This window comes from Alcanivorax xiamenensis (genome assembly GCF_009846745.1).
Classification (GTDB): domain Bacteria; phylum Pseudomonadota; class Gammaproteobacteria; order Pseudomonadales; family Alcanivoracaceae; genus Alloalcanivorax; species Alloalcanivorax xiamenensis.
The window spans coordinates 32,935-51,826 of the sequence record NZ_AQPF01000027.1; the positions used below are offsets into that span (position 1 = coordinate 32,935).

General features: G+C 60.7%; 15 protein-coding genes, 1 tRNA gene and 1 pseudogene. 15 read left to right on the top strand and 2 right to left on the bottom strand.

Going from position 1 to position 18,892, the window contains the following annotated elements; all coding sequences use genetic code 11:
• Positions 1-2: 2 nt before the first annotated feature.
• The 6 genes from A6D6_RS14765 (at position 3) to A6D6_RS14790 (ending at position 8,372) form a co-directional block, all read left to right on the top strand.
• Positions 3-782: a 3'-5' exonuclease gene (locus A6D6_RS14765; RefSeq protein ID WP_133490641.1), complete on the top strand. Its 780-nt coding sequence runs from the start codon at positions 3-5 to the stop codon at positions 780-782.
• 202 nt (positions 783-984) lie between these two features.
• Positions 985-2,331 (top strand): 23S rRNA (uracil(1939)-C(5))-methyltransferase RlmD, encoded by a 1,347-nt coding sequence (gene rlmD / locus A6D6_RS14770; protein WP_159661152.1) that lies wholly within the window; start codon positions 985-987, stop codon positions 2,329-2,331.
• 239 nt (positions 2,332-2,570) lie between these two features.
• The gene (gene relA / locus A6D6_RS14775; protein ID WP_133490643.1) at positions 2,571-4,808 is read left to right on the top strand and encodes a GTP diphosphokinase; all 2,238 of its coding nucleotides are present in this window, start codon (positions 2,571-2,573) and stop codon (positions 4,806-4,808) included.
• Positions 4,809-4,862: 54 nt separating this feature from the next.
• The gene (gene mazG / locus A6D6_RS14780; RefSeq protein WP_159661153.1) at positions 4,863-5,678 is read left to right on the top strand and encodes a nucleoside triphosphate pyrophosphohydrolase; all 816 of its coding nucleotides are present in this window, start codon (positions 4,863-4,865) and stop codon (positions 5,676-5,678) included.
• A 217-nt stretch (positions 5,679-5,895) separates the two neighbouring features.
• The gene (locus A6D6_RS14785) at positions 5,896-6,924 is read left to right on the top strand and encodes a porin (RefSeq protein ID WP_159661154.1); all 1,029 of its coding nucleotides are present in this window, start codon (positions 5,896-5,898) and stop codon (positions 6,922-6,924) included.
• 365 nt (positions 6,925-7,289) lie between these two features.
• Positions 7,290-8,372, top strand: a complete 1,083-nt coding sequence (locus A6D6_RS14790; protein ID WP_159661155.1) for a porin — start codon at positions 7,290-7,292, stop codon at positions 8,370-8,372.
• Between the two features lie 131 nt (positions 8,373-8,503).
• Here A6D6_RS14790 and fabB read toward each other — a convergent pair whose 3' ends face one another.
• Both fabB and fabA read right to left on the bottom strand, forming a co-directional pair.
• Entirely contained in the window at positions 8,504-9,721 is a 1,218-nt protein-coding gene (gene fabB, locus A6D6_RS14795) for a beta-ketoacyl-ACP synthase I (protein WP_133490647.1), read from the bottom strand.
• Between the two features lie 8 nt (positions 9,722-9,729).
• Positions 9,730-10,260 (bottom strand): 3-hydroxyacyl-[acyl-carrier-protein] dehydratase FabA, encoded by a 531-nt coding sequence (gene fabA, locus A6D6_RS14800; RefSeq protein WP_370450515.1) that lies wholly within the window; start codon positions 10,258-10,260, stop codon positions 9,730-9,732.
• A 600-nt stretch (positions 10,261-10,860) separates the two neighbouring features.
• Here fabA and A6D6_RS14805 point away from each other — a divergent pair.
• The 9 genes and pseudogenes from A6D6_RS14805 to A6D6_RS14845 all read left to right on the top strand — a co-directional run bounded on the left by A6D6_RS14805 (position 10,861) and on the right by A6D6_RS14845 (position 18,520).
• Positions 10,861-12,799 (top strand): annotated as a pseudogene (locus A6D6_RS14805) (heme lyase CcmF/NrfE family subunit).
• Positions 12,786-13,379, top strand: a complete 594-nt coding sequence (locus A6D6_RS14810) for a DsbE family thiol:disulfide interchange protein (protein WP_133490650.1) — start codon at positions 12,786-12,788, stop codon at positions 13,377-13,379. Before A6D6_RS14805 ends, A6D6_RS14810 begins: the two are co-directional and overlap by 14 nt.
• Complete coding sequence (locus tag A6D6_RS14815; protein ID WP_159661156.1) at positions 13,379-13,786, top strand: cytochrome c-type biogenesis protein; 408 nt, start codon at positions 13,379-13,381, stop codon at positions 13,784-13,786. The genes A6D6_RS14810 and A6D6_RS14815 overlap by 1 nt, the downstream gene beginning before the upstream one ends.
• Positions 13,783-14,811: a tetratricopeptide repeat protein gene (locus A6D6_RS14820; RefSeq protein WP_159661157.1), complete on the top strand. Its 1,029-nt coding sequence runs from the start codon at positions 13,783-13,785 to the stop codon at positions 14,809-14,811. The genes A6D6_RS14815 and A6D6_RS14820 overlap by 4 nt, the downstream gene beginning before the upstream one ends.
• Before the next feature lie 298 nt (positions 14,812-15,109).
• Positions 15,110-15,766, top strand: a complete 657-nt coding sequence (adk, locus tag A6D6_RS14825) for an adenylate kinase (protein ID WP_159661158.1) — start codon at positions 15,110-15,112, stop codon at positions 15,764-15,766.
• Between the two features lie 730 nt (positions 15,767-16,496).
• Complete coding sequence (locus tag A6D6_RS14830) at positions 16,497-17,201, top strand: hypothetical protein (RefSeq protein ID WP_133490653.1); 705 nt, start codon at positions 16,497-16,499, stop codon at positions 17,199-17,201.
• A gap of 289 nt (positions 17,202-17,490) precedes the next feature.
• The gene (locus A6D6_RS14835; protein ID WP_080530697.1) at positions 17,491-17,727 is read left to right on the top strand and encodes a bacterioferritin-associated ferredoxin; all 237 of its coding nucleotides are present in this window, start codon (positions 17,491-17,493) and stop codon (positions 17,725-17,727) included.
• Between the two features lie 141 nt (positions 17,728-17,868).
• The gene (gene bfr, locus A6D6_RS14840) at positions 17,869-18,348 is read left to right on the top strand and encodes a bacterioferritin (RefSeq protein WP_133490654.1); all 480 of its coding nucleotides are present in this window, start codon (positions 17,869-17,871) and stop codon (positions 18,346-18,348) included.
• A 95-nt stretch (positions 18,349-18,443) separates the two neighbouring features.
• Positions 18,444-18,520: transfer RNA gene (locus tag A6D6_RS14845), tRNA-Arg, on the top strand.
• Positions 18,521-18,892: the final 372 nt, after the last annotated feature.

Consider the following 18,892-nt stretch of genomic DNA (forward strand, 5'->3'; position numbering starts at 1 on the left):
ACATGAACGTACTGGTTTTCGATATCGAGACCATTCCGGACCTGGAAGGCGGCCGCCGTCTCCACGATCTGGAAGGGCTTAACGACAAGGACACCGCCAGCGCGTTGTTCAATCTGCGCCGTCAGGAAAACGGCACCGAGTTCCTGCGTCTGCATTTGCATCGGATCGTGGCGATCTCGGTGGTGTTGCGCTCCGCCCAGGGCATCAAGGTGTGGTCCCTGGGAGATGAGGACAGCAGCGAGAAAGAACTGATCGAACGTTTTTACGACGGTATCGAACGGTTCACGCCGCAGATCGTGAGCTGGAACGGCGGTGGCTTTGACCTGCCGGTGCTCAACTATCGTGCCCTCAAGCATGGCGTGGTGGCGCGCCGCTTCTGGGAGACCGGCAACGAAGACACCAGTTTTCGCTTCAACAACTACATCAGCCGCTTCCATCAGCGCCACCTGGATCTGATGGAACAATTGGCTATGTTCAATAATCGCGCCAACGCGCCCCTGGATCAGATCGCTTCCTTGCTCGGTTTTCCCGGCAAGATGGGCATGAGCGGCGCCAAAGTGTTCGATGCTTTCCAGGAAGGCGACCTCAAGGGTATTCGCGATTACTGCGAGACCGATGTGCTCAACACCTGGCTGGTGTTCCTGCGTTTCCAGTTGATGCGCGGCGAAATCGACGCCACCGGCTACGAGCAGGAACTGACCTTGCTGCGCGACTATCTGCGTGACCAGAACCGCCCCCATTTCCAGGCGTTCCTGGAGACCTGGGAATCCGTTGACAGTTGATAGTGGACAGTTGACGGCGCAAGACGAAACAGCCTGATTATTAGCTGCTGTGGGAAGCTTGCTTGCAAGCGAATGGAGTTTGCTCGGGCGTTTGGCAATATTCGCTTGCAAGCAAGCTTCCCACAGCGGCTGAAGATCGGTTTTTTTTGACTTTTTTCTCGCTGTTAACTGTCCACTATCAACTGCCCACTCAATTGCATTTATGGCCCCACGTCGCAAGAAAAAGCTGCCGGAAACGCCGGTGGCCGCCACCATTGAATCCCTCAGCCACGATGGCCGGGGGATCGCCCGTCTGGACGGCAAAACCACGTTCATCGACAACGCCCTGCCCGGCGAGGAAGTGATGTTCAAGTTCACCTACCGGCGGCGCAAGTTTGACGAGGGCCGGGCGGTGGAAATCCTGTCGTCCTCGCCGGACCGGGTCACGCCGCCCTGCGAACACGCCGGCCTGTGTGGCGGTTGCAGCCTGCAGCATGTGGCGCCGTCCCGGCAGATCACGCGCAAACAGGCGGTGCTGGAGGAACAACTGGCGCACTTCGGCGGTTTGACGCCGGAGCGATGGCTTGATCCTCTCACCGGACCGGTCACCGGCTATCGTGCCAAGGCCCGCATGGGCGTGAAGTACGTGGAGGGCCGTGGTGAGACGCTGGTGGGGTTCCGCGAGAAGCGCAACAGTTTCATCGCCGATCTGCGCCAATGCGAAGTGCTGATCCCGGAGGTAGGGCACCGCTTCATGGAATTTCGCGCCTTGATCGATGGCCTCGAGGGGCGCAGCCGTATTCCGCAGATCGAAGTGGCCCGGGGTGATGGCCCGGTGGCCCTGATCGTGCGTCACATGGACCCGCTCAGCGAGGCCGACCGGCAGCGGTTGCTGACGTTCTGCCAGCAGTGCGATTTCCATCTGTACCTGCAGCCGGGTAACGAATCCACCGTGCACCGGATATGGCCGGAACAAGGGGAAGAGCGCCTTTACTATCGTCATGAGAATCCGCGTTACCCACAGGCGGATGTGGAACTGGCTTTCCACCCCACCGATTTCACCCAGGTCAATAGCGATATCAACCGGCAAATGGTGCCCTTGGCATTGGATTTGCTGGAGATCGCTCCGGACCATCGGGTGCTGGACTTGTTTTGCGGCCTGGGTAACTTCACCGTGCCAGCGGCCCGCCGTGCCGCCCACGTGGTCGGCGTGGAGGGCAGCGAGGCGATGGTGCGGCGCGGTTACGAGAACGCGCGCCGCAACGGTCTGGACAACCTGGAGTTTCACGCCTGGGATCTGTTTCAGGCGCCGGAGGGACAATCCTGGGCGCAACAGCGGTATGATCGTGTGTTGCTTGACCCTCCACGCAGCGGCGCGCTTGAAATGGTGCGGCTTATGCCCCAATTCGGTGCGCGGCGCTTGGTGTATGTATCTTGTAACCCGGCGACTCTGGCCCGTGATGCCGGGGAACTGGTGGGCCGGGGTTACCGTCTTAAAGCGGCGGGTGTGATGGATATGTTCCCCCACACCGCCCATGTCGAATCGATCGCGGTGTTCGACCGCGATTGAGGGCGCGCTGGCCGGGCCGGCGACGACAAATGGATTATATGCAAATCGGCGCATGGTTCCGGTTTGCAAGACCAGGATCCGAGGGCCCGGTAAGGGTGATCGGATTGGCGGATTGAGAGCGGGACGGCCAGGGCTGGTCCGTCCGGAAGAATGCGCGGTCATGAGCGGGCCCCTCCGAGGTGTGTTATCGGGGCGGTGGCCGGCGGTGATCCGGCGCCAAGACATCACGGAGGTATTCCATGGTCACCGTACGGCGGCAGCAGCCCCTGGAAACCCCGAGCCATGACTGGCGAGCATGGCTTGAGCAGTTACAGAAGCGCACCGTGGTGCGCGATGTGGAAACCCTGGCGCAGGCCTGCGCCAGGGCCGAACAGTGCGAGCTGGCCGGCAACGCGGCCGGAGCCCACTGGCCCTACGGCAAGGGCTGTCTGACCATCGGTTTGGAAATGGCGGACATCCTCGCCGATCTCGGTGCCGATACCGAAACCCTGCCGGCGGCGGTGCTGTACCGGGCGGTCCGGGAAGGGCAGATGTCCCTGCTGGAAGTGGACAAGGAGTTTGGTGAGCGGGTAGCGCGGCTGATCGAGGGCGTGCTGCGCATGGCCGCCATCAGCACCGTGCTCAACCCCACCCGCAAGGCGGTGCTCGGCCAACAGGACGGTCAACTCGACAATGTCCGCAAGATGCTGGTGGCGCTGGTGGACGACGTGCGCGTGGCGCTGGTCAAACTGGCGGAGCGGACCGTCATCATCCGGGCGGTGAAGGAGTCGGAGCCGGAGCGTCAGCGCAAGGTGGCGCAGGAGATCTTCGACATCTACGCGCCGCTGGCCCACCGTCTCGGCGTCGGTCACCTGAAGTGGGAGCTGGAGGACCTGTCCTTCCGCTACCTGCAACCGGGGGCCTACAAGAAGATCGCCAAGCTGCTGGATGAGAAGCGGCTGGATCGCGAGCACTACATCGAAAAAGTAATCGAGGATTTGCGCGGTCATCTGGAACGCAGCGGCATCCGTGGCGCCCAGGTGTATGGCCGGGCCAAGCACATCTACAGTATCTGGCGCAAAATGCAGAAGAAGCACCTGGAGTTCGGCGAGGTTTATGACGTCCGTGCCGTGCGTGTGCTGGTGCCGGAGGTGCGGGACTGTTACGCCGCCCTGGGGGTGGCGCATTCGCTGTGGAAGCACGTGCCCAAGGAGTTCGACGACTACATCGCCAGTCCCAAGGACAACGGCTACCAGAGCCTGCATACGGCGGTGGTCGGTCCGGAACGCAAAATGCTGGAAGTGCAGATCCGTACCTTCGATATGCACGAGGAAGCGGAACTCGGCGTGTGCGCGCACTGGCGCTATAAGGAAGGCTCCAAGGCGCGCCGTGGGCAGAGCGACTACGAGCATCGTATCGCCTGGTTGCGCCAGGTGCTGGAATGGCAGGAAGAACTGGGCGACAACGCCAAGAGCGTGGTCGACGAGCTCAAACATGGCCTGACCAGCGAGCGGGTTTATGTGTTCACCCCGGATGGCCATGTGGTGGATCTGGAAGCCGGCGCCACCCCGGTGGACTTTGCCTACCATATTCACACCGAGGTAGGGCACCGTTGCCGGGGCGCCAAGGTCAACGGCCACATCGTGCCGCTCAACTACACCCTGAACACCGGCGAGCAGGTGGAAATCCTCACCGCCAAGGAAGGGGGCCCCAGCCGCGACTGGCTGACGCCGTCACTGGGCTACGTGGCCGCCTCTTCCACCCGGGCCCGGATCCAGCAGTGGTTCAAACGCCAGGACCGGGATGTGCACATCGCCCAGGGCAAGGCGATGCTGGAACGGGAGATGTCACGGCTGGCCCTGGATCGCATCGACCTCGATCTGCTGGCGCCGCAGCTCAATCTGAAAAGCGGTGACGATGTGCTGGCGTCACTGGGGGCCGGCGACCTGCGCCCGGGCCACGTGGTCAACCAGGCCCAGGCGTTGTCGCCGGACAATCCGCAGCAGGAACTGGCGTTCGTACCGGCCCGTCCGCGTGCTTCGGAGTCCGGAGATATCACCATCCACGGGGTCGGCAATCTGCTCACGCAGATGGCCAAATGCTGTCAGCCGGTGCCGGGTGATCCGGTGATGGGCTTCATCACCCAGGGCCGTGGTGTCACCGTGCACCGGGCGGACTGCCCGAACCTGCTGGCGATGCAGGGGGAGGATCCGAACCGGGTGATCGAAGTCAGCTGGGGCGAGGCGGATCGGATCTTCTATCCGGTGGACGTGTTCCTGCGCGCCTGGGACCGCCAGGGGCTGTTGCGCGACGTGATCGCGGTGCTGTCCAATGAAAAGGTCAATGTCACCGCGGTGCATACCCAGTCCCACACCGAGGACAACACCGCCACCATGCTGCTGACCCTGGAGATTGCCTCGCTGGGCAACCTGGGCAAGGTGCTGGCCAAGCTGGACCAGCTCAAAGGGGTGCTGGAAGTGCGGCGCTATAAGAAGTGAACGGCTTGCACGACGAAACACGATAAGGCCGGTCTCCAGGCTTGGAGTGCGGCGATGTTTCACCAGGAGGTTTTCTTGAGCACGGACAATAACGCGACCAGCGCCATCGCCCAACTGCTCGACATCATGGCCCGTTTACGGGATCCAGACGGCGGCTGCCCCTGGGATCTGAAACAGAACTTCGACACCATCGCGCCTTATACCATCGAGGAAGCGTTCGAGGTGGCGGAGGCCATCGCCCGGCGTGACTATGGCGAACTCAAGGAAGAACTGGGCGATCTGTTGTTGCAGGTGGTGTTTCATTCACAGATGGCCAGGGAAGCGGCGTTGTTCGACTTCGAGCAGGTGGCGCGAACCCTCAGTGAAAAAATGATTCGCCGCCATCCCCATGTGTTCGGCACCGACCCGGCCGCTGATGAGCAGGCGGTGAAGGTCAACTGGGAGGCGATCAAAGCGGAGGAGCGGCGGGCGAAAGGGCGTGAACACGACAGCGCGCTCGACGGCGTGCCGGCCGGACTGCCGGCTCTGCAACGTGCCACCAAACTGCAAAAGAAAGCGGCTAAGGTAGGGTTCGACTGGCCCGGCCCGGCGCCGGTGCGGGCCCAGGTGGAAGCGGAATGGGCGGAGCTGGATCAGGCCCTGGACGGCGATCATATCGACGCCGTGGAGGATGAGTTCGGCGATGTGCTGTTTTCCCTGATCAACCTGGCTCGCCATCTGAAACTGGATCCGGAACAGGCGCTCCGTCGCGCCAACGCCAAGTTCGAACGTCGTTTCCGTTACATGGAAACCGCCAGTCCGTCCTCCCTGGACGGGCTGAGTACTGACCAGTTGGAACGACTCTGGCGCCAGGCCAAGGACCAGGAGTAATTCCCTCGGCGCCGCTAATGGCGGTGCCCCGGGGACATCGTCATTTGTCTGTCACGTCCCACCTCCCGATCGTGAAATAAAAACTTCACATAAAAGCAACTTTTCCGTCATTCGCTCTCCCCATACTCCGCCCCCAAGCAACCAGGATGTTCGCGCGGCTTCCGCTCGACGTCTTCCGTGCTGTTTTTAACTTGCCTGATTGATAGGAGATGCTGCGATGAAAAAGAATTTGCTCGCGATCGCTGTGGGGGCGGCCGTCGCTCTGCCTGGCCTGGCCCTGGCGGACGGTCCTACCGTCTACGGTAAAGTGAACATTTCACTGGAAAACCAGGAAAATGAAATCGGTCAGACCGGGAGCGTGGACGACGACTGGTCCTTGAACAGCAACGCTTCCCGTATTGGTATCAAAGGCGACTTCGACCTGGACTTCGCGGGTCTGAAGGCGATCTACCAGGCGGAATACCAAATCTCCGTTGACGGCGATGATGACGAGTTCAGCCAACGTAACATCTTCGGTGGTCTGGCTGGCGACTTCGGTGTGCTGAAAGCGGGTAAGTTCGACACCCCGACCAAAGTTGCCCAGGGTAAAGTGGATCAGTTCAACGATCTGCAGGGCGATATCAAAAACATCATGGCCGGCGAAAACCGCGCCGGAAACATCATCCAGTACAGCACCCCGACTCTGGCCGACATGATCACCATCCACGGTGCTTTTATTCCGGGTGAAGGCGAAGACATCGACGGTGATGGCAAGGACGATAACGACCTGGCCGATTCCTATTCCGTAGCGATCATCGCGGAAAAAGGCATTTTCTACGGTGCCTTGTCCCACGATTCGGATATCGAGGACGAACTGCTGTTTGATGGTGTCGGTTTGGCTCAGACCCTGGATATCACCCGTGCCGCCGTCATGCTCAAACCCGGTAATTTGGAACTGGGCGCGCTGTACCAGATCGCCGAGGAATCTGAGGATCTGAGTGGCACCAACGCGGGTGAGGGTAAGGAAAACTCGTTCCTGGTCAGCGGTGCTTACAAAATAGACCGTTGGAAGCTGAAAGCTCAGTACGGTATGACCGAGGCGGACAAGACCGACGACGAAGCCACTCTGATGGCGCTCGGTGCCGACTACAAACTGGCCAAGGCCTCCAAGGTTTACGCCTACTTCTCCCAAGTGTCCTACGAACCGGATGCCGGTGATGACCGTGACGATACCACCTTCGGTGTTGGCATGGAGCACAAGTTCTAAAGAAAACGGATCGGGGCCCTGAACGGGCCCGCGTCCTGAAGTTTCCTCGAAGCAAGTGACAGCCTTGCCCGCCTTCCTGGCGGGCTTTTTTTATTTGACGCATACACGCAACACGCCAAACCCATGGCTCGCTTGCGCAGCCTTGCGGACATGAAGGTAAACCAATTCGCTGGCAAGCCAGCTTCCCACGGAGGGGCCCCGGAGCCGCCGTGGGAAGCTGGCTTGCCAGCGAATCAGTATGCTTGCCAGTTGTGAGACAGCAGCGATCCACGGACCGCGATACGGTTCGTTGACCCCATTCATTGGTCCTGTCATTAAATCGTCATATAGTGTGCTCCCATTTTTTATGTGAGGGAGCTGGGATCATGAACACCGTACACCGCAAGCTTGTTCCGGCATTGCTGGTTTTCCTGCCGGCGTCGACGCTGGCCGCGCCGCAGTTTTATGGCCGCATCGATATCGCGCTGGAAGGCACCGACGACTATCCGACCCGTTCTTTGTCCTCGGCGCTCAACGACATGAGCAGCGGCGATTCGCCGCTACGTGATGGCTGGTTCGTGGAAGCCTACAACTCCTATCTGGGCGTGCGTGATGAGGTGCCCCTGGATGTGGGCGGTCTGTCACTGATCTATCAATTCGAAGCCGGCTACGACGTCGACGGCGACAGCAGTGACACTTTCACTACCCGCAACAGCTACATTGGTCTGGCCACACCCTGGGGCCGGATTTTCGCCGGTCGCTACGACAGCCTGGTGAAGCAGGCGGAAGGCAAGCTGGACCAATTCAACAATACCGGTGCCGACATGCAGACGGTGTTCACCAGTCAGTACCGCAACGACAACACCTTGAACTGGGTCAGCCCGAAGCTGGGCAATCTGGTATTGAAAGCGCAGATCGCGCCGGGTGAGCAGGACGACCTGGGCACGCCTCCCTACGATGAGACCAAGGACGGGCTGGCCGACATCCATGCGGTATCCGCCATCTGGAACAGCGATGCTCTGTACGCGGCGCTGGCCTACGAACATGGCTACACCGAGCGAGCGCTACCGGCGCCGGTGAGCCTGAATGTGCCCGCCGACCGGGATGTGCTGCGCGGGGCCTTGGGGATGCGGGTAGGTAACCTGTCCCTGGGCGCGATCGTTGAGGAACTGCGTCTGGATCCGGATTATCCCGGTGCCAGCCGTCTCGACGGCACTTCCTATTTGCTCAGCGCCGGTCTGGCCATGAGTCCGCGTCTGACCCTCAAGGCGCAGGGTGGCCGCTTCGACAGTGACGATCTGGGGTACACCCTGACCACCGGCACCGTTGGCGCGGACTACAAACTGGGTTCCCAGACCACGGCCTATACGCTGCTGTCGGTGTCCGACGCGGACGTGGACGACAGCGCCGCCGGTTATGACGATGGTAAAGGCGGGCTGGTGTCAGTAGGGTTGGCGCACAAGTTCTGATACGCACCGTATTCGCTGCCAAGGCAGTTCCCACAGCGACTTCGTGGCCCGTCTGTGGGAAGCTGGCTTGCCAGCGAATTGGTTTGCCTTCATGGCCGCAAGGCCGCCAAGGGTTTGGCGATCGCTTCTGATCAGCCCTGCCAGCGTTGCAGCGCCAGGGTGGCGTTGGTGCCACCGAAACCGAAGCTGTTGCTGATCGCCAGATCCGGGGCGCGCTCCAGCCGTTCGGTCAGGATCGGCAGGCCATCGGCTTGTTCATCCAACTGCTGGATGTTGGCGGAAGCGGCGGTGAAGCCGTCGCGCATCATCAGCAGACAGTAGATGGCTTCCTGCACGCCGGTGGCGCCCAGGCTGTGGCCGGTCAGGCTCTTGGTGGAGCTGATGCCGGGCACGGTGCCGCCGCCGAATACCTCGCGAATCGCTTTCAACTCCGCCACGTCACCCACCGGAGTGCTGGTGCCGTGGGCGTTGATGTAATCCACCGGGCCTTCCACCGTGGACAGGGCCTGACGCATGCAGCGCGCCGCGCCTTCGCCGCTGGGCGCGACCATGTCGTAGCCGTCACTGGTGGCGCCGTAGCCCACCACTTCCGCGTAGATACGGGCGCCGCGGGCCTTGGCGTGCTCCAGCTCCTCCAACACCACCATGCCGCCGCCGCCGGCGATGACGAAGCCATCACGGCTGGCATCGTAGGCGCGGGAGGCGGTTGCCGGGGTGTCGTTGTACTTGGTGGAAAGCGCGCCCATGGCGTCGAACAGGCAGCTCAGGGTCCAGTGCTCTTCCTCGCCGCCGCCGGCGAACACCACATCCTGCTTGCCCATCTGGATTTGCTCCACGGCATTGCCGATACAGTGGGCGCTGGTGGCGCAGGCGGACGTGATGGAGTAGTTGAGGCCCTTGATCTTGAACGGCGTGGCCAGACAGGCGGAGACCGTGGACGCCATCACGCGTGGCACCATGTACGGACCGATGCGTTTGACGCCGCGGGAGCGGGCAATGTCCGCCGCTTCCACCTGATTCTGGGAAGAGTGGCCGCCGGAGCCGGCGATCAGACCGGTGCGCTCGTTGCTGACCTGATTGTCTTCCAGGCCGGAATCGGCGATGGCCTGTTGCATGGCCACATAGGCGTAGGCCGCGGCATCGCCCATGAAGCGGCGGCTTTTGCGGTCGATCAGCGCTTCCAGATCAATGTCGGGGCTGCCGGCGATCTGGCTGCGCATGCCCTGAGCCTGATATTCCTCCTTGAAACGGATGCCGGAGCGTCCTTCGCGCAGCGCAAGAGAGACGGTATCGGTATCGTTGCCCAAACAGGAAACGATCCCCATGCCGGTAATAACGACGCGTCGCATAATGACTCCTAGAAACCTTCCGTCGAGGTGAACAGGCCCACACGCAGGTCGTCGGCCTGGTAAATGGGTTTACCGTCCACGGACACCACCGCATCGGCGAGACCCATGGTCAGTTTGCGGGCGATGACCCTTTTGATATTGATCTGGTAGGTCAGCTTCTTGGCGGTGGGCAGCACCTGGCCGGAGAACTTGACCTGACCCACGCCGAGGGCGCGTCCGCGACCGGGGTGGCCGAGCCAGCCCAGATAGAAGCCAAGCAACTGCCAGGTGGCGTCCAGGCCGAGACAGCCGGGCATCACCGGATCGGTTTCGAAGTGACATTGGAAGAACCACATATCCGGGTGGATATCCAGTTCGGCGACCACTTCACCGCGATCATGGGCACCGCCGGTCTCGGCAATGCGGGTGATGCGGTCGACCATCAACATGTTGGGCAGCGGCAGACGGGCGTTGCCCGGGCCGAACAGTTCGCCATGGGCGCAGGCGAGCAGCTCGTCGCGCTGATAGGATGATTGTCTTTCCACGTTCGTGTTACTCAAATCTCTGACTCTCCACACAGGCCAATTCGGCAATGGCATCCCAGCGGGAAAAGACCGGCGTCCATTATTGTTGAGCTAGTATGTTGTTGAGCGAGTATATGGACACCCGATGACTGTTTGACTGCAGAATTAAGACATTTTGCCATGCAGAGTCACCATACTAGCAGACCCGAAATGACCGGGACGGACGCAAGCGTCTCAAAATATGTCCAGCAACGCCGGCCTGAGCGGCCCGTCACGCCGGGTGCCGGGCTTGCATTGCGGCGGCGTTGTGCCGATCATGCGCCGGCGGCGTAAGGGCTCCACGGGGCCGGCCGCCAGTCTAATCTATTGTGGGGCAGGACCCGGTCGTCTCAAGGTGTCATCTTCGGACATTCGGTGGTGCGACTGACCGACCCGGACCCGATAAACGGATCAGCCAAAAGAATGATCCGTGACAGGGCAAGGGGGCCGATTTCAGGGAACCCTGGGGCGGCGCGGTTATCGAATCCCCTCGGTGCCGTGAAACGGCAACGTGAAACAACAACAGAGCGCGCGGCCGTTGGTTCGCGGATGGCCGTTCGGGCCGACCCTTCCCAGGCGTGTCTCAGGAGGTAACTGGTGGCGGCGGAAATCGGACATCTCTCCCTGTGGGTGGCATTGGCGGCTTCTCTGGTGCTGGCGATCTTTCCTCTGATCGGCGTCCACCGTGGCGTATTGGCCTGGCAGCGCTATGCGCGTCCACTGGCCTGGCTGCAATGGATGGCCATGACGGCGGCCCTGCTGGCGCTGGGCTACAGCTTCTACATCAACGATTTTTCCATCACCTATGTGGCCAATCACAGCAACTCCGAATTGCCGCTGGGCTATCGCCTGTCCGCGATTTGGGGCGGACACGAGGGCTCGCTGTTGTTGTGGGGCTGGATGCTGGCGGGCTGGACCGCGCTGGTCGGATTGTTGAGCCGCACCGTGCCGCTGACCATGGTGGTGCGGGTGCTGTCGGTGATGGGCATGATCGCGGTGGGCTTCCTCGCCTTCATGCTGTTCACCTCCAATCCCTTCGACCGGGCCTTGCCCTGGTTTGTCATGGACGGCGCTGATCTGAATCCGCTGCTGCAGGACCCTGGTCTGATCGTCCATCCGCCGATGCTGTACATGGGCTATGTGGGGTTCGCCGTGGCGTTCGGCTTCGCTGTCGCCGGCTTGCTGGAAGGCAACCTGGATCCGGCCTGGGCGCGCTGGGCCCGTCCCTGGACCACGGTGGCCTGGTGTTTCCTCACCGTCGGTATCGCGCTGGGATCCTGGTGGGCGTACTACGAATTGGGTTGGGGCGGCTGGTGGTTCTGGGATCCGGTGGAAAACGCCTCATTGATGCCCTGGCTGGCCGGCACCGCGTTGATCCATTCCCTGGCGGTGAGCGAGAAGCGCAACCTGTTCCGTGCCTGGACCGTATTATTGGCGATCGTCACTTTCTCACTGAGCTTGCTCGGCACCTTCCTGGTCCGCTCCGGGGTGCTTACCTCGGTACACGCGTTCGCCAATGATCCCAGCCGTGGGGCTTTCATCCTCGCTTTCCTGGTGGTGGTGGCCGGCGGCGCTGCGCGCCGGCCGGTTGTCGGGGCAGGGCGGCTTCAGGGCGATGTCCCGGGAAAGTTTCCTGCTGGGCAACAATCTGGTGCTGTTGGCCGCCACTTTCGTGGTGCTGATGGGAACCCTGTTCCCCCTGCTCGGTGAGGCCATGGACATCAAGGTGTCGATCCGCAGCCCTTACTTCAACGCTTTCTTCGTGCCGCTGACCTTGCTGCTGATCCTGCTGCTGGTCCCCGGCATGATGAGCAATTGGAAACGTCAGGCCGGCAAGCCACTGGTGCGGCGCCTGCTGTGGTTGGCGCCGGCGGCTCTGATTGGCGGCTGGCTGGGCGCGCGGCTGCCCGGCGCGACGCCCTGGCCTGGCACGCTGGCGCTGATCCTGGCGCTGTTCCTGGTGCTTGCTCACCTGGATGACGTGGTGCGTCGTGCTCTGGCCTACAACCGGGGGCTGTTCGCTGGGCTGCGCAAACTGACCCGTTCCTATATAGGCATGGTGGTGGCCCATTGCGGGCTGGCGGTACTGGTGGCCGGGGTCACGGTGGTCAGCTTCCATGAGATCGAGCGGGATGTTCGCATGAGTCCTGGCGATGTGGCGGAAGTGGGTGGCTACCGTTTTGAATTCGAGAGCCTCAGCAGTCCCATGGGACCGAATTATCAATCCCAGAAAGCCCATTTCCTGGTGAGCCGGGATGGCCGACCGGTGACCGAAATGAATCCGGAGAAACGCACCTATCGGGCTTCCGGCCAGGTGATGACGGAAGCGGCCATCGACGGCCGGTTGATGCGCGATCTGTATGTGGCGCTGGGCGACCCTCGCGGCGAGGACGCCTGGGCGGTGCGCATCTATCACAAACCGATGGTGCGCTGGATCTGGCTGGGCGCGCTGATCATGGCGCTGGGCGGCGCCCTGGCGCTGTCCGACCGACGTTACCGCAAACCCATGGGAGGAGTGGCTGGTGAACAGGCGTGATCGTGATGAGCCGCGCCGTCAGCGTGGTGTCAGTTTGTGGGTGTTCCTGCCGCTGGCGGCTTTTGTGGCCCTGGCGGTATTGCTGGCCAGCGGCCTCGGCCGTAACCCGGAAGAGCTGCCCTCGGAATTGGTGGGCAAGCCGCTGCCGGCGTTCCAACTGCCTTCCTTATTAGGTGAAAGGACCCTCACGCCGGCCTCCCTGCGGGACCAGAACTGGAAACTGCTGAACGTCTGGGCGACCTGGTGCCCGACCTGTTATGTGGAACACCCCTATCTGCTGGAATTGGCGGCCCGGGGCATTCCCATCATCGGGCTCAACTACAAGGACGAGACCGACGCGGCGCGGGACTATCTGGCCAATCTGGGCAACCCCTACAGTGAGGTGGTGGTGGATCATGACGGCCAGTTGGGACTCGACCTGGGCGTTTACGGCGCGCCGGAAACGTTCCTGCTGAATCCGGAAGGGCGGGTGGTGTTGCGGCACGCCGGTGACCTCAACCAGCGGGTCTGGGAAGAAAAATTCCAACCCCTTCTCGATCAGGCCAAGGCCGGGGAAAACAGAAGCGGGGGAGAAGACTAATGCGCGTGTTGTTATTGCTCATGCTGGCGCTCTTGGGGCAGGGCGCCATGGCCGCCATTGATGTCTACCAGTTCGACACGGAAGAGCAGGAAAGCCGTTTCCGCGTGCTGACCGAGGAACTGCGCTGCCCCAAATGTCAGAACCAGAGCATCGCCGACTCCGATGCCGGGATCGCGCAGGACATGCGCGAGCGGGTGGCGCGCATGATCCGGGAAGGGCATGACGACCAGGCCATCGTTGACTATTTCGTTGACCGCTATGGTGACTTCGTCAGTTACCGGCCACCGGTGAACGCCCGGACACTGGTGCTGTGGCTGGGACCGGCGCTGCTGCTGCTGTTGGGCGGCGGCGCCATCGTGATATTGATCCGGCGGGCCAGCCGTCAGGTGGAGGATGAGGCGCAATGACTTTCCTGCTTGCGGTGCTCGGCGCCGCCCTCCTGATCGCCCTGCTGTCCATGTTTTTGTTGTGGCGGCGGGAACCCCGCCGTGACGGCGACCAGGCTTCCTGGTCCGGTCTGGCGCTGCCGTTGCTGGTGGTGGTGCTGGGTGGGTTGGGGTATCTGACCTTGGGTTATCACCCGGAAACCGCTCAGTGGTTGAGCGACCGCCGTGAATTGAGTGACGCCGCCCGCCAGGTGATCCGGGGGCAGCCACCGGAAATCAGCGATGACAAATTGAGCGCCGCCGCCTTTGCCCGGGTGTTGCAATCCGAGGTGGTCCGCGAGCATCAGACCATGGACGGCTGGTATGCCCTGGGACTGCTGTACGATCAACTGGGAGCTCCGGCTCAGGCCGAACAGGCGGCGCGGCGAGCGTTGTTTCTCGAACCTGACGACAGCGCTGCCCGTTTGCTGTTGGCACGGTCACTGATTCAGGCCAACGAAGGGCGCCTCACCGCCGCCGCCGAGGCGGAAATCCAGAAGGTGCTGGAGGCCTATCCGCGGCATGATGGGGCCTGGATGCTGCAAGCCATGGCGGCCAGTCGTGCCCGTCAATATGAACTGGCGCTGCGATCCTGGGAGGCGTTGCTTGCCCGTCACGGCGAAGGGGAGGCCGGCGATCTTCTGCGGCAAGGTAAAGCCAACACCGAGCGGCAATTGGCCAAAGCGCGGCAGTTGGACGATCTGAGCATCACGGTCAACGCCGCTGATGTGCCCGCCGGCGGAACGCTGTTCGTATTCCTGCGTCAGGGAGAGCAGGGTGGCCAGCCATTGGCCGCTCGCCGGGTGCTGGTGGAGCGGTTTCCGGCCACCGTGGTGTTGCGCCGCGATGACTGGCTGCGGTCATACCCGGCGGACCTTTCCGATTTGCGTGCCGGTGCCCGCTATACCCCGGCGCCGGGTTCCAGCGTCGATGAGGCCGGGCTCAGGGTGGCGCCAGAACCGCTGCGTGGCTCGCCTCTGGAGGCGAAGCTGACGCTGGGACAGTAGTCGCTCGGACGTATCCAGGACTTGAGACGGAAGCGGCCTGTACAAAGGTCGCCCTTGTACGCCGCTGACCCGCACGGTAAAGTTCCCGACCTTTGACAGGCCATGAAAGTACGGCCTGGACTGGCGACTCCATCGGATCGTCAGCGCAATCAAACGCCGCAAGCGATTGATTTTCCATGTCCCTCTTGGCGAAACAGACCGTGGAGAGGGGCTTGAAGAAGCCACGGTCTGGCTTTTTCGACACCTTATTGAGGGTGCCCCTTTTAGGCACCCATTCGCGGTAAGAAGGGAGATTCCTATGCGTGTCATCCTGCTTGGCGCGCCCGGTGCAGGCAAGGGCACTCAGGCGCAGTTCATAAAGGACGCTTTTTCCATTCCCCAGATTTCCACCGGGGATATGCTGCGCGCCGCCGTCAAGGCCGGCACGCCACTCGGCCTTGAAGCAAAAAAAGTAATGGACGCCGGCGGCCTGGTTTCCGACGACATCATTGTCGGCCTGGTCAAGGAACGCATCGCCGAGGATGACTGCGCCAATGGATTCCTGTTCGATGGCTTCCCTCGCACTATTCCGCAAGCCCAGGCGCTGGTGGATGCGGGGATCGACATCGACTATGTAGTGGAAATCGATGTGGATGATCAGGAAATCATTGATCGTCTGAGTGGGCGTCGGGTGCACCCGGGCTCCGGACGTGTCTATCACGTCACACATAATCCCCCCAAGGAAGCGGGTAAGGATGACGTGACCGGCGAAGAGCTGGTGCAACGTGACGACGACAAGGAAGACACCGTGCGCAAGCGTCTGGAAGTGTATCAGGCGCAAACCCGCCCGCTGGTGGATTTCTACCAGGATCTGGCCAAGAGCGATGCCGGCAAGGCACCGACCTATGTGCGCGTGCCTGGTGTCGGCTCGGTGGAAAGCATCCGGGACAGCATCTTCAAAGCGCTGGGCAAATAACACACGCCCGCGAACCTCTCTCATGAGAGTGGAAAAAGGAGCCGCACGGCTCCTTTTTTTATACCCGCCGTTCATGACGGTCACCCTTCGGGCGGCCGCAGTGCAACATTAAAAAATGGCTCCGGACCCTCTTTTTATGCCCCGCGGATATCGGGCTTTTATCGCACGAAGCCGCTGTGGGAAGCTGCCTTGGCAGCGAATCCGTTGTTCCATGACGATCGGCGGAACGGCCAGGCTGTGTTTATAAGGGCGCTTATCGGCGGCGTTCGCCAGATTAATCAACGCGGTTGTCGCATTTGCCTTTCCGGTTTCTTTGCTGTCGGTATCACGGTGATTCCGGTGGGGATGTTGGTTTCTCTTTATTCCTCTCCACCTTCGAGTGCCCCCTTTGTTCCGTTCGCCGGCTCGCCAGTGCCACTGGCGGTAACACTTCGTTGCGTTCCGTAAAGCAAAGCGGACGCGTGTCGTCATCCGACAATCCGACGGCAAAATGAAATGCGAGCGGCGTGATATTCGATCCACCGCCGAAGCTGATTTTCGTTATTTTCAGCGGAGAAGTAATGCCAAGGGCAAGTGCTCCTTCCACCGCTGAAGAGCGATGGAAATCTTCTTTTGTTTTCTTTTTACGCGGTCGTGCGTCGATCTGATTAAATAATGTACCAAGTGATTTTTTTTTATGCTATTTTCCGATTGTCGAAGTAAGTGACGTCATAGGATTAGGAGATCGATCATGGCACAAGCAAAGAAAGTCGCAGCGCGGAAGAAAACAGCGACCCGTAAAAAGGCCGCTACCGCTAGCAAGGCACCGGCGGTTCCGAAGTCCGTAAGCAATGCGGAAGCGAAAGCCAAACTGCAGGAAAAAGCGGTCGGCCAGGCAGAGAAGAAAGTTGCCCAGGCGCAGATCAAACTGGATCGCCACAAGAAAAAAGTGGATACGGAGAACGGCAAGCTGGCCAAACTCCGCACCGATCTGGCCGCCAAGCGCGATAAGGTAAAAGCAAAAGCCACCGCCGCCGCCAAGCGCGCCGTCGACACCGCTCGTGGCAAACTCAATACCCAACGTTTGAAGCTGCAGGACCTGCGCGGTGAAGCGAAACTGATTCGCGCGGAAATCCAGGCAGCCAAAAAAGTGGTGACTCGCGAGAATAAAAAGCTGCGTACTGCTCAGCGCAATCTGACCAGCAAACTGCGTGAGTACCAACGCAAGCTGGCGAAGAAAGAGAAGGCCGAGCAGAAGAAAGCGGAGCAAAAAGCCAAGCGCGCGGCTCGCAAGACCGCCGCGAAAGGAACCACCGCTCGTAAGAAGACCACCACCCGGGCCAAAACCAAAAAGGCAGCGACCCGTAAGAGCGCCACTCGCAAGACTCCGGCGCGCAAGAAAGCCGCTCGTCGTGCTCCGGCCCGTAAGAAAGCCGCCACCGGCAGCGCAAGCTAAGTCCCTTCGATCACTCCGGCCCCGTCTCAATGACGGGGACCGGAGCTCCCTTCCGAGCCTGATCTCTCCATAATCCGATCTCCGTTCCGGAACCGGCTGCAACCGGAGCCGGGGCGAACAGGCGGCGAAATGCCGGCCAGAATCGCTCCAAACGCACGCCCACGAATCCGAGACGTTTGCCGCGCTGTTTTTGCACTATTCTTGTGCAATAATTAGGGCAAATAAACGTGTTGATAATAATTCGCATTAGGGTTAACCTGCTTTCCAGAGATTGAGGAGTAGGTGTGGTATGTACGTTTGTCTCTGCAACGGCATCACTGACGGTCATATACGGGAAGCGGCCATGAATGGTTGCGACAGCCTGCGTGATCTTCGTCGGGAACTTGGGGTTGGCAGTCAGTGTGCCAAATGTGCCCGCCACGCCCGTCAGGTACTGCGTGATACCCGTAGCGCGGTAGCGGCGACCTCCGTCTCTGTTTCCTCCGATCAGTCGGTTGCGGTGCAATATTGGCCGCAGCCGGCTTGATCTCATGAGCAAGGTCGGCAAAGACTGATTCTCATTTGTATAACTACTTGTATTTATTGGAATTTTTTTCGATATCCCTTGCCCGTGCCGGGCTATTGCTGAACAATATTGGCACCCCAAATACCGGCACGGAGACCACCCATGAAAGGCGACAAGAAGGTTATCGAGCACCTGAACCGGGCGCTGGGTAATGAGCTGATTGCGATTAACCAGTATTTTCTGCACGCCAAAATGTACAAGGATTGGGGACTTCACGCTCTGTATGAGAAGGAGTACCACGAGTCCATTGATGAGATGAAACACGCGGACTGGCTCATCGAGCGCATTTTGTTCCTGGAAGGGGTGCCGAACCTGCAGGATCTGGGCAAGTTGATGATTGGTGAAAACACCAAGGAAATGCTCTCCTGCGATCTCAAGCTGGAGCATCTGGCGGTACCGGATCTGCGTGAAGCCATGGCGTATTGCGAGTCGGTGCAGGATTATGTCAGCCGGGATCTGTTCCGCCGTATCCTGGAAAGCGAGGAAGAACATATTGACTGGCTGGAAACGCAACTGGGCCTGATCGACAAGGTGGGTCTGGAAAACTACCTGCAGAAACAAATGGAAACCGCGGAAGACTGATCGCGCAACTTTTAAGCGCTCTTCCCTTGACTCTCAAAAGGGCTTTGGGAATAATGCGCAGCCTCTTGAGGCGACACGCTTCAAGCACGATCAAAGCGCTGGTAGCTCAGTTGGATAGAGCATCTGGCTACGAACCAGAAGGTCGGGGGTTCGAATCCTCCCCAGCGCGCCATACAAACAAAAGCGGCTCCCTTTAGGGAGCCGTTTTTGTTTGTATCGTACTGTGGGAGTTATTCAGCAGAACCCCCCGGTTCGACCAGCCCGGCTTTGCCGGGCGCAGGGCGTCATCGCTTGCGATGACGGGGCGCAGCCCCGAGCCGCCGTGGCGGCGAGCCCATCCTCCCCGCACCATGCCTTCCCGTACCCGTCATGCTCGCTATCGCTTAGGGAGCCGCTTTTGTTTGTATCGTTCTGTGGGAGTTATAGAGCGCCAGACGCCAGACGCTTTAGAACACAGTGCCTCAGAACATTGCGGAAATAAGTAAGCGTTTTAAATGCTTGACAGGGTGCTGGGGCGGGTTTCGCATTACCGGCGTCCGGCGTC

Bases quoted from the DNA above. Each gene is read 5' to 3' on its own strand.
- A6D6_RS14765 (WP_133490641.1), top strand. From the start codon at position 3: ATGAACGTACTGGTTTTCGATATCGAGACCATTCCGGACCTGGAAGGC.
- rlmD (WP_159661152.1), top strand. From the start codon at position 985: ATGGCCCCACGTCGCAAGAAAAAGCTGCCGGAAACGCCGGTGGCCGCC.
- relA (WP_133490643.1), top strand. From the start codon at position 2,571: ATGGTCACCGTACGGCGGCAGCAGCCCCTGGAAACCCCGAGCCATGAC.
- mazG (WP_159661153.1), top strand. From the start codon at position 4,863: ATGTTTCACCAGGAGGTTTTCTTGAGCACGGACAATAACGCGACCAGC.
- A6D6_RS14785 (WP_159661154.1), top strand. From the start codon at position 5,896: ATGAAAAAGAATTTGCTCGCGATCGCTGTGGGGGCGGCCGTCGCTCTG.
- A6D6_RS14790 (WP_159661155.1), top strand. From the start codon at position 7,290: ATGAACACCGTACACCGCAAGCTTGTTCCGGCATTGCTGGTTTTCCTG.
- fabB (WP_133490647.1), bottom strand. From the start codon at position 9,721: ATGCGACGCGTCGTTATTACCGGCATGGGGATCGTTTCCTGTTTGGGC.
- A6D6_RS14815 (WP_159661156.1), top strand. From the start codon at position 13,379: ATGCGCGTGTTGTTATTGCTCATGCTGGCGCTCTTGGGGCAGGGCGCC.
- A6D6_RS14820 (WP_159661157.1), top strand. From the start codon at position 13,783: ATGACTTTCCTGCTTGCGGTGCTCGGCGCCGCCCTCCTGATCGCCCTG.
- adk (WP_159661158.1), top strand. From the start codon at position 15,110: ATGCGTGTCATCCTGCTTGGCGCGCCCGGTGCAGGCAAGGGCACTCAG.
- A6D6_RS14830 (WP_133490653.1), top strand. From the start codon at position 16,497: ATGGCACAAGCAAAGAAAGTCGCAGCGCGGAAGAAAACAGCGACCCGT.
- A6D6_RS14835 (WP_080530697.1), top strand. From the start codon at position 17,491: ATGTACGTTTGTCTCTGCAACGGCATCACTGACGGTCATATACGGGAA.
- bfr (WP_133490654.1), top strand. From the start codon at position 17,869: ATGAAAGGCGACAAGAAGGTTATCGAGCACCTGAACCGGGCGCTGGGT.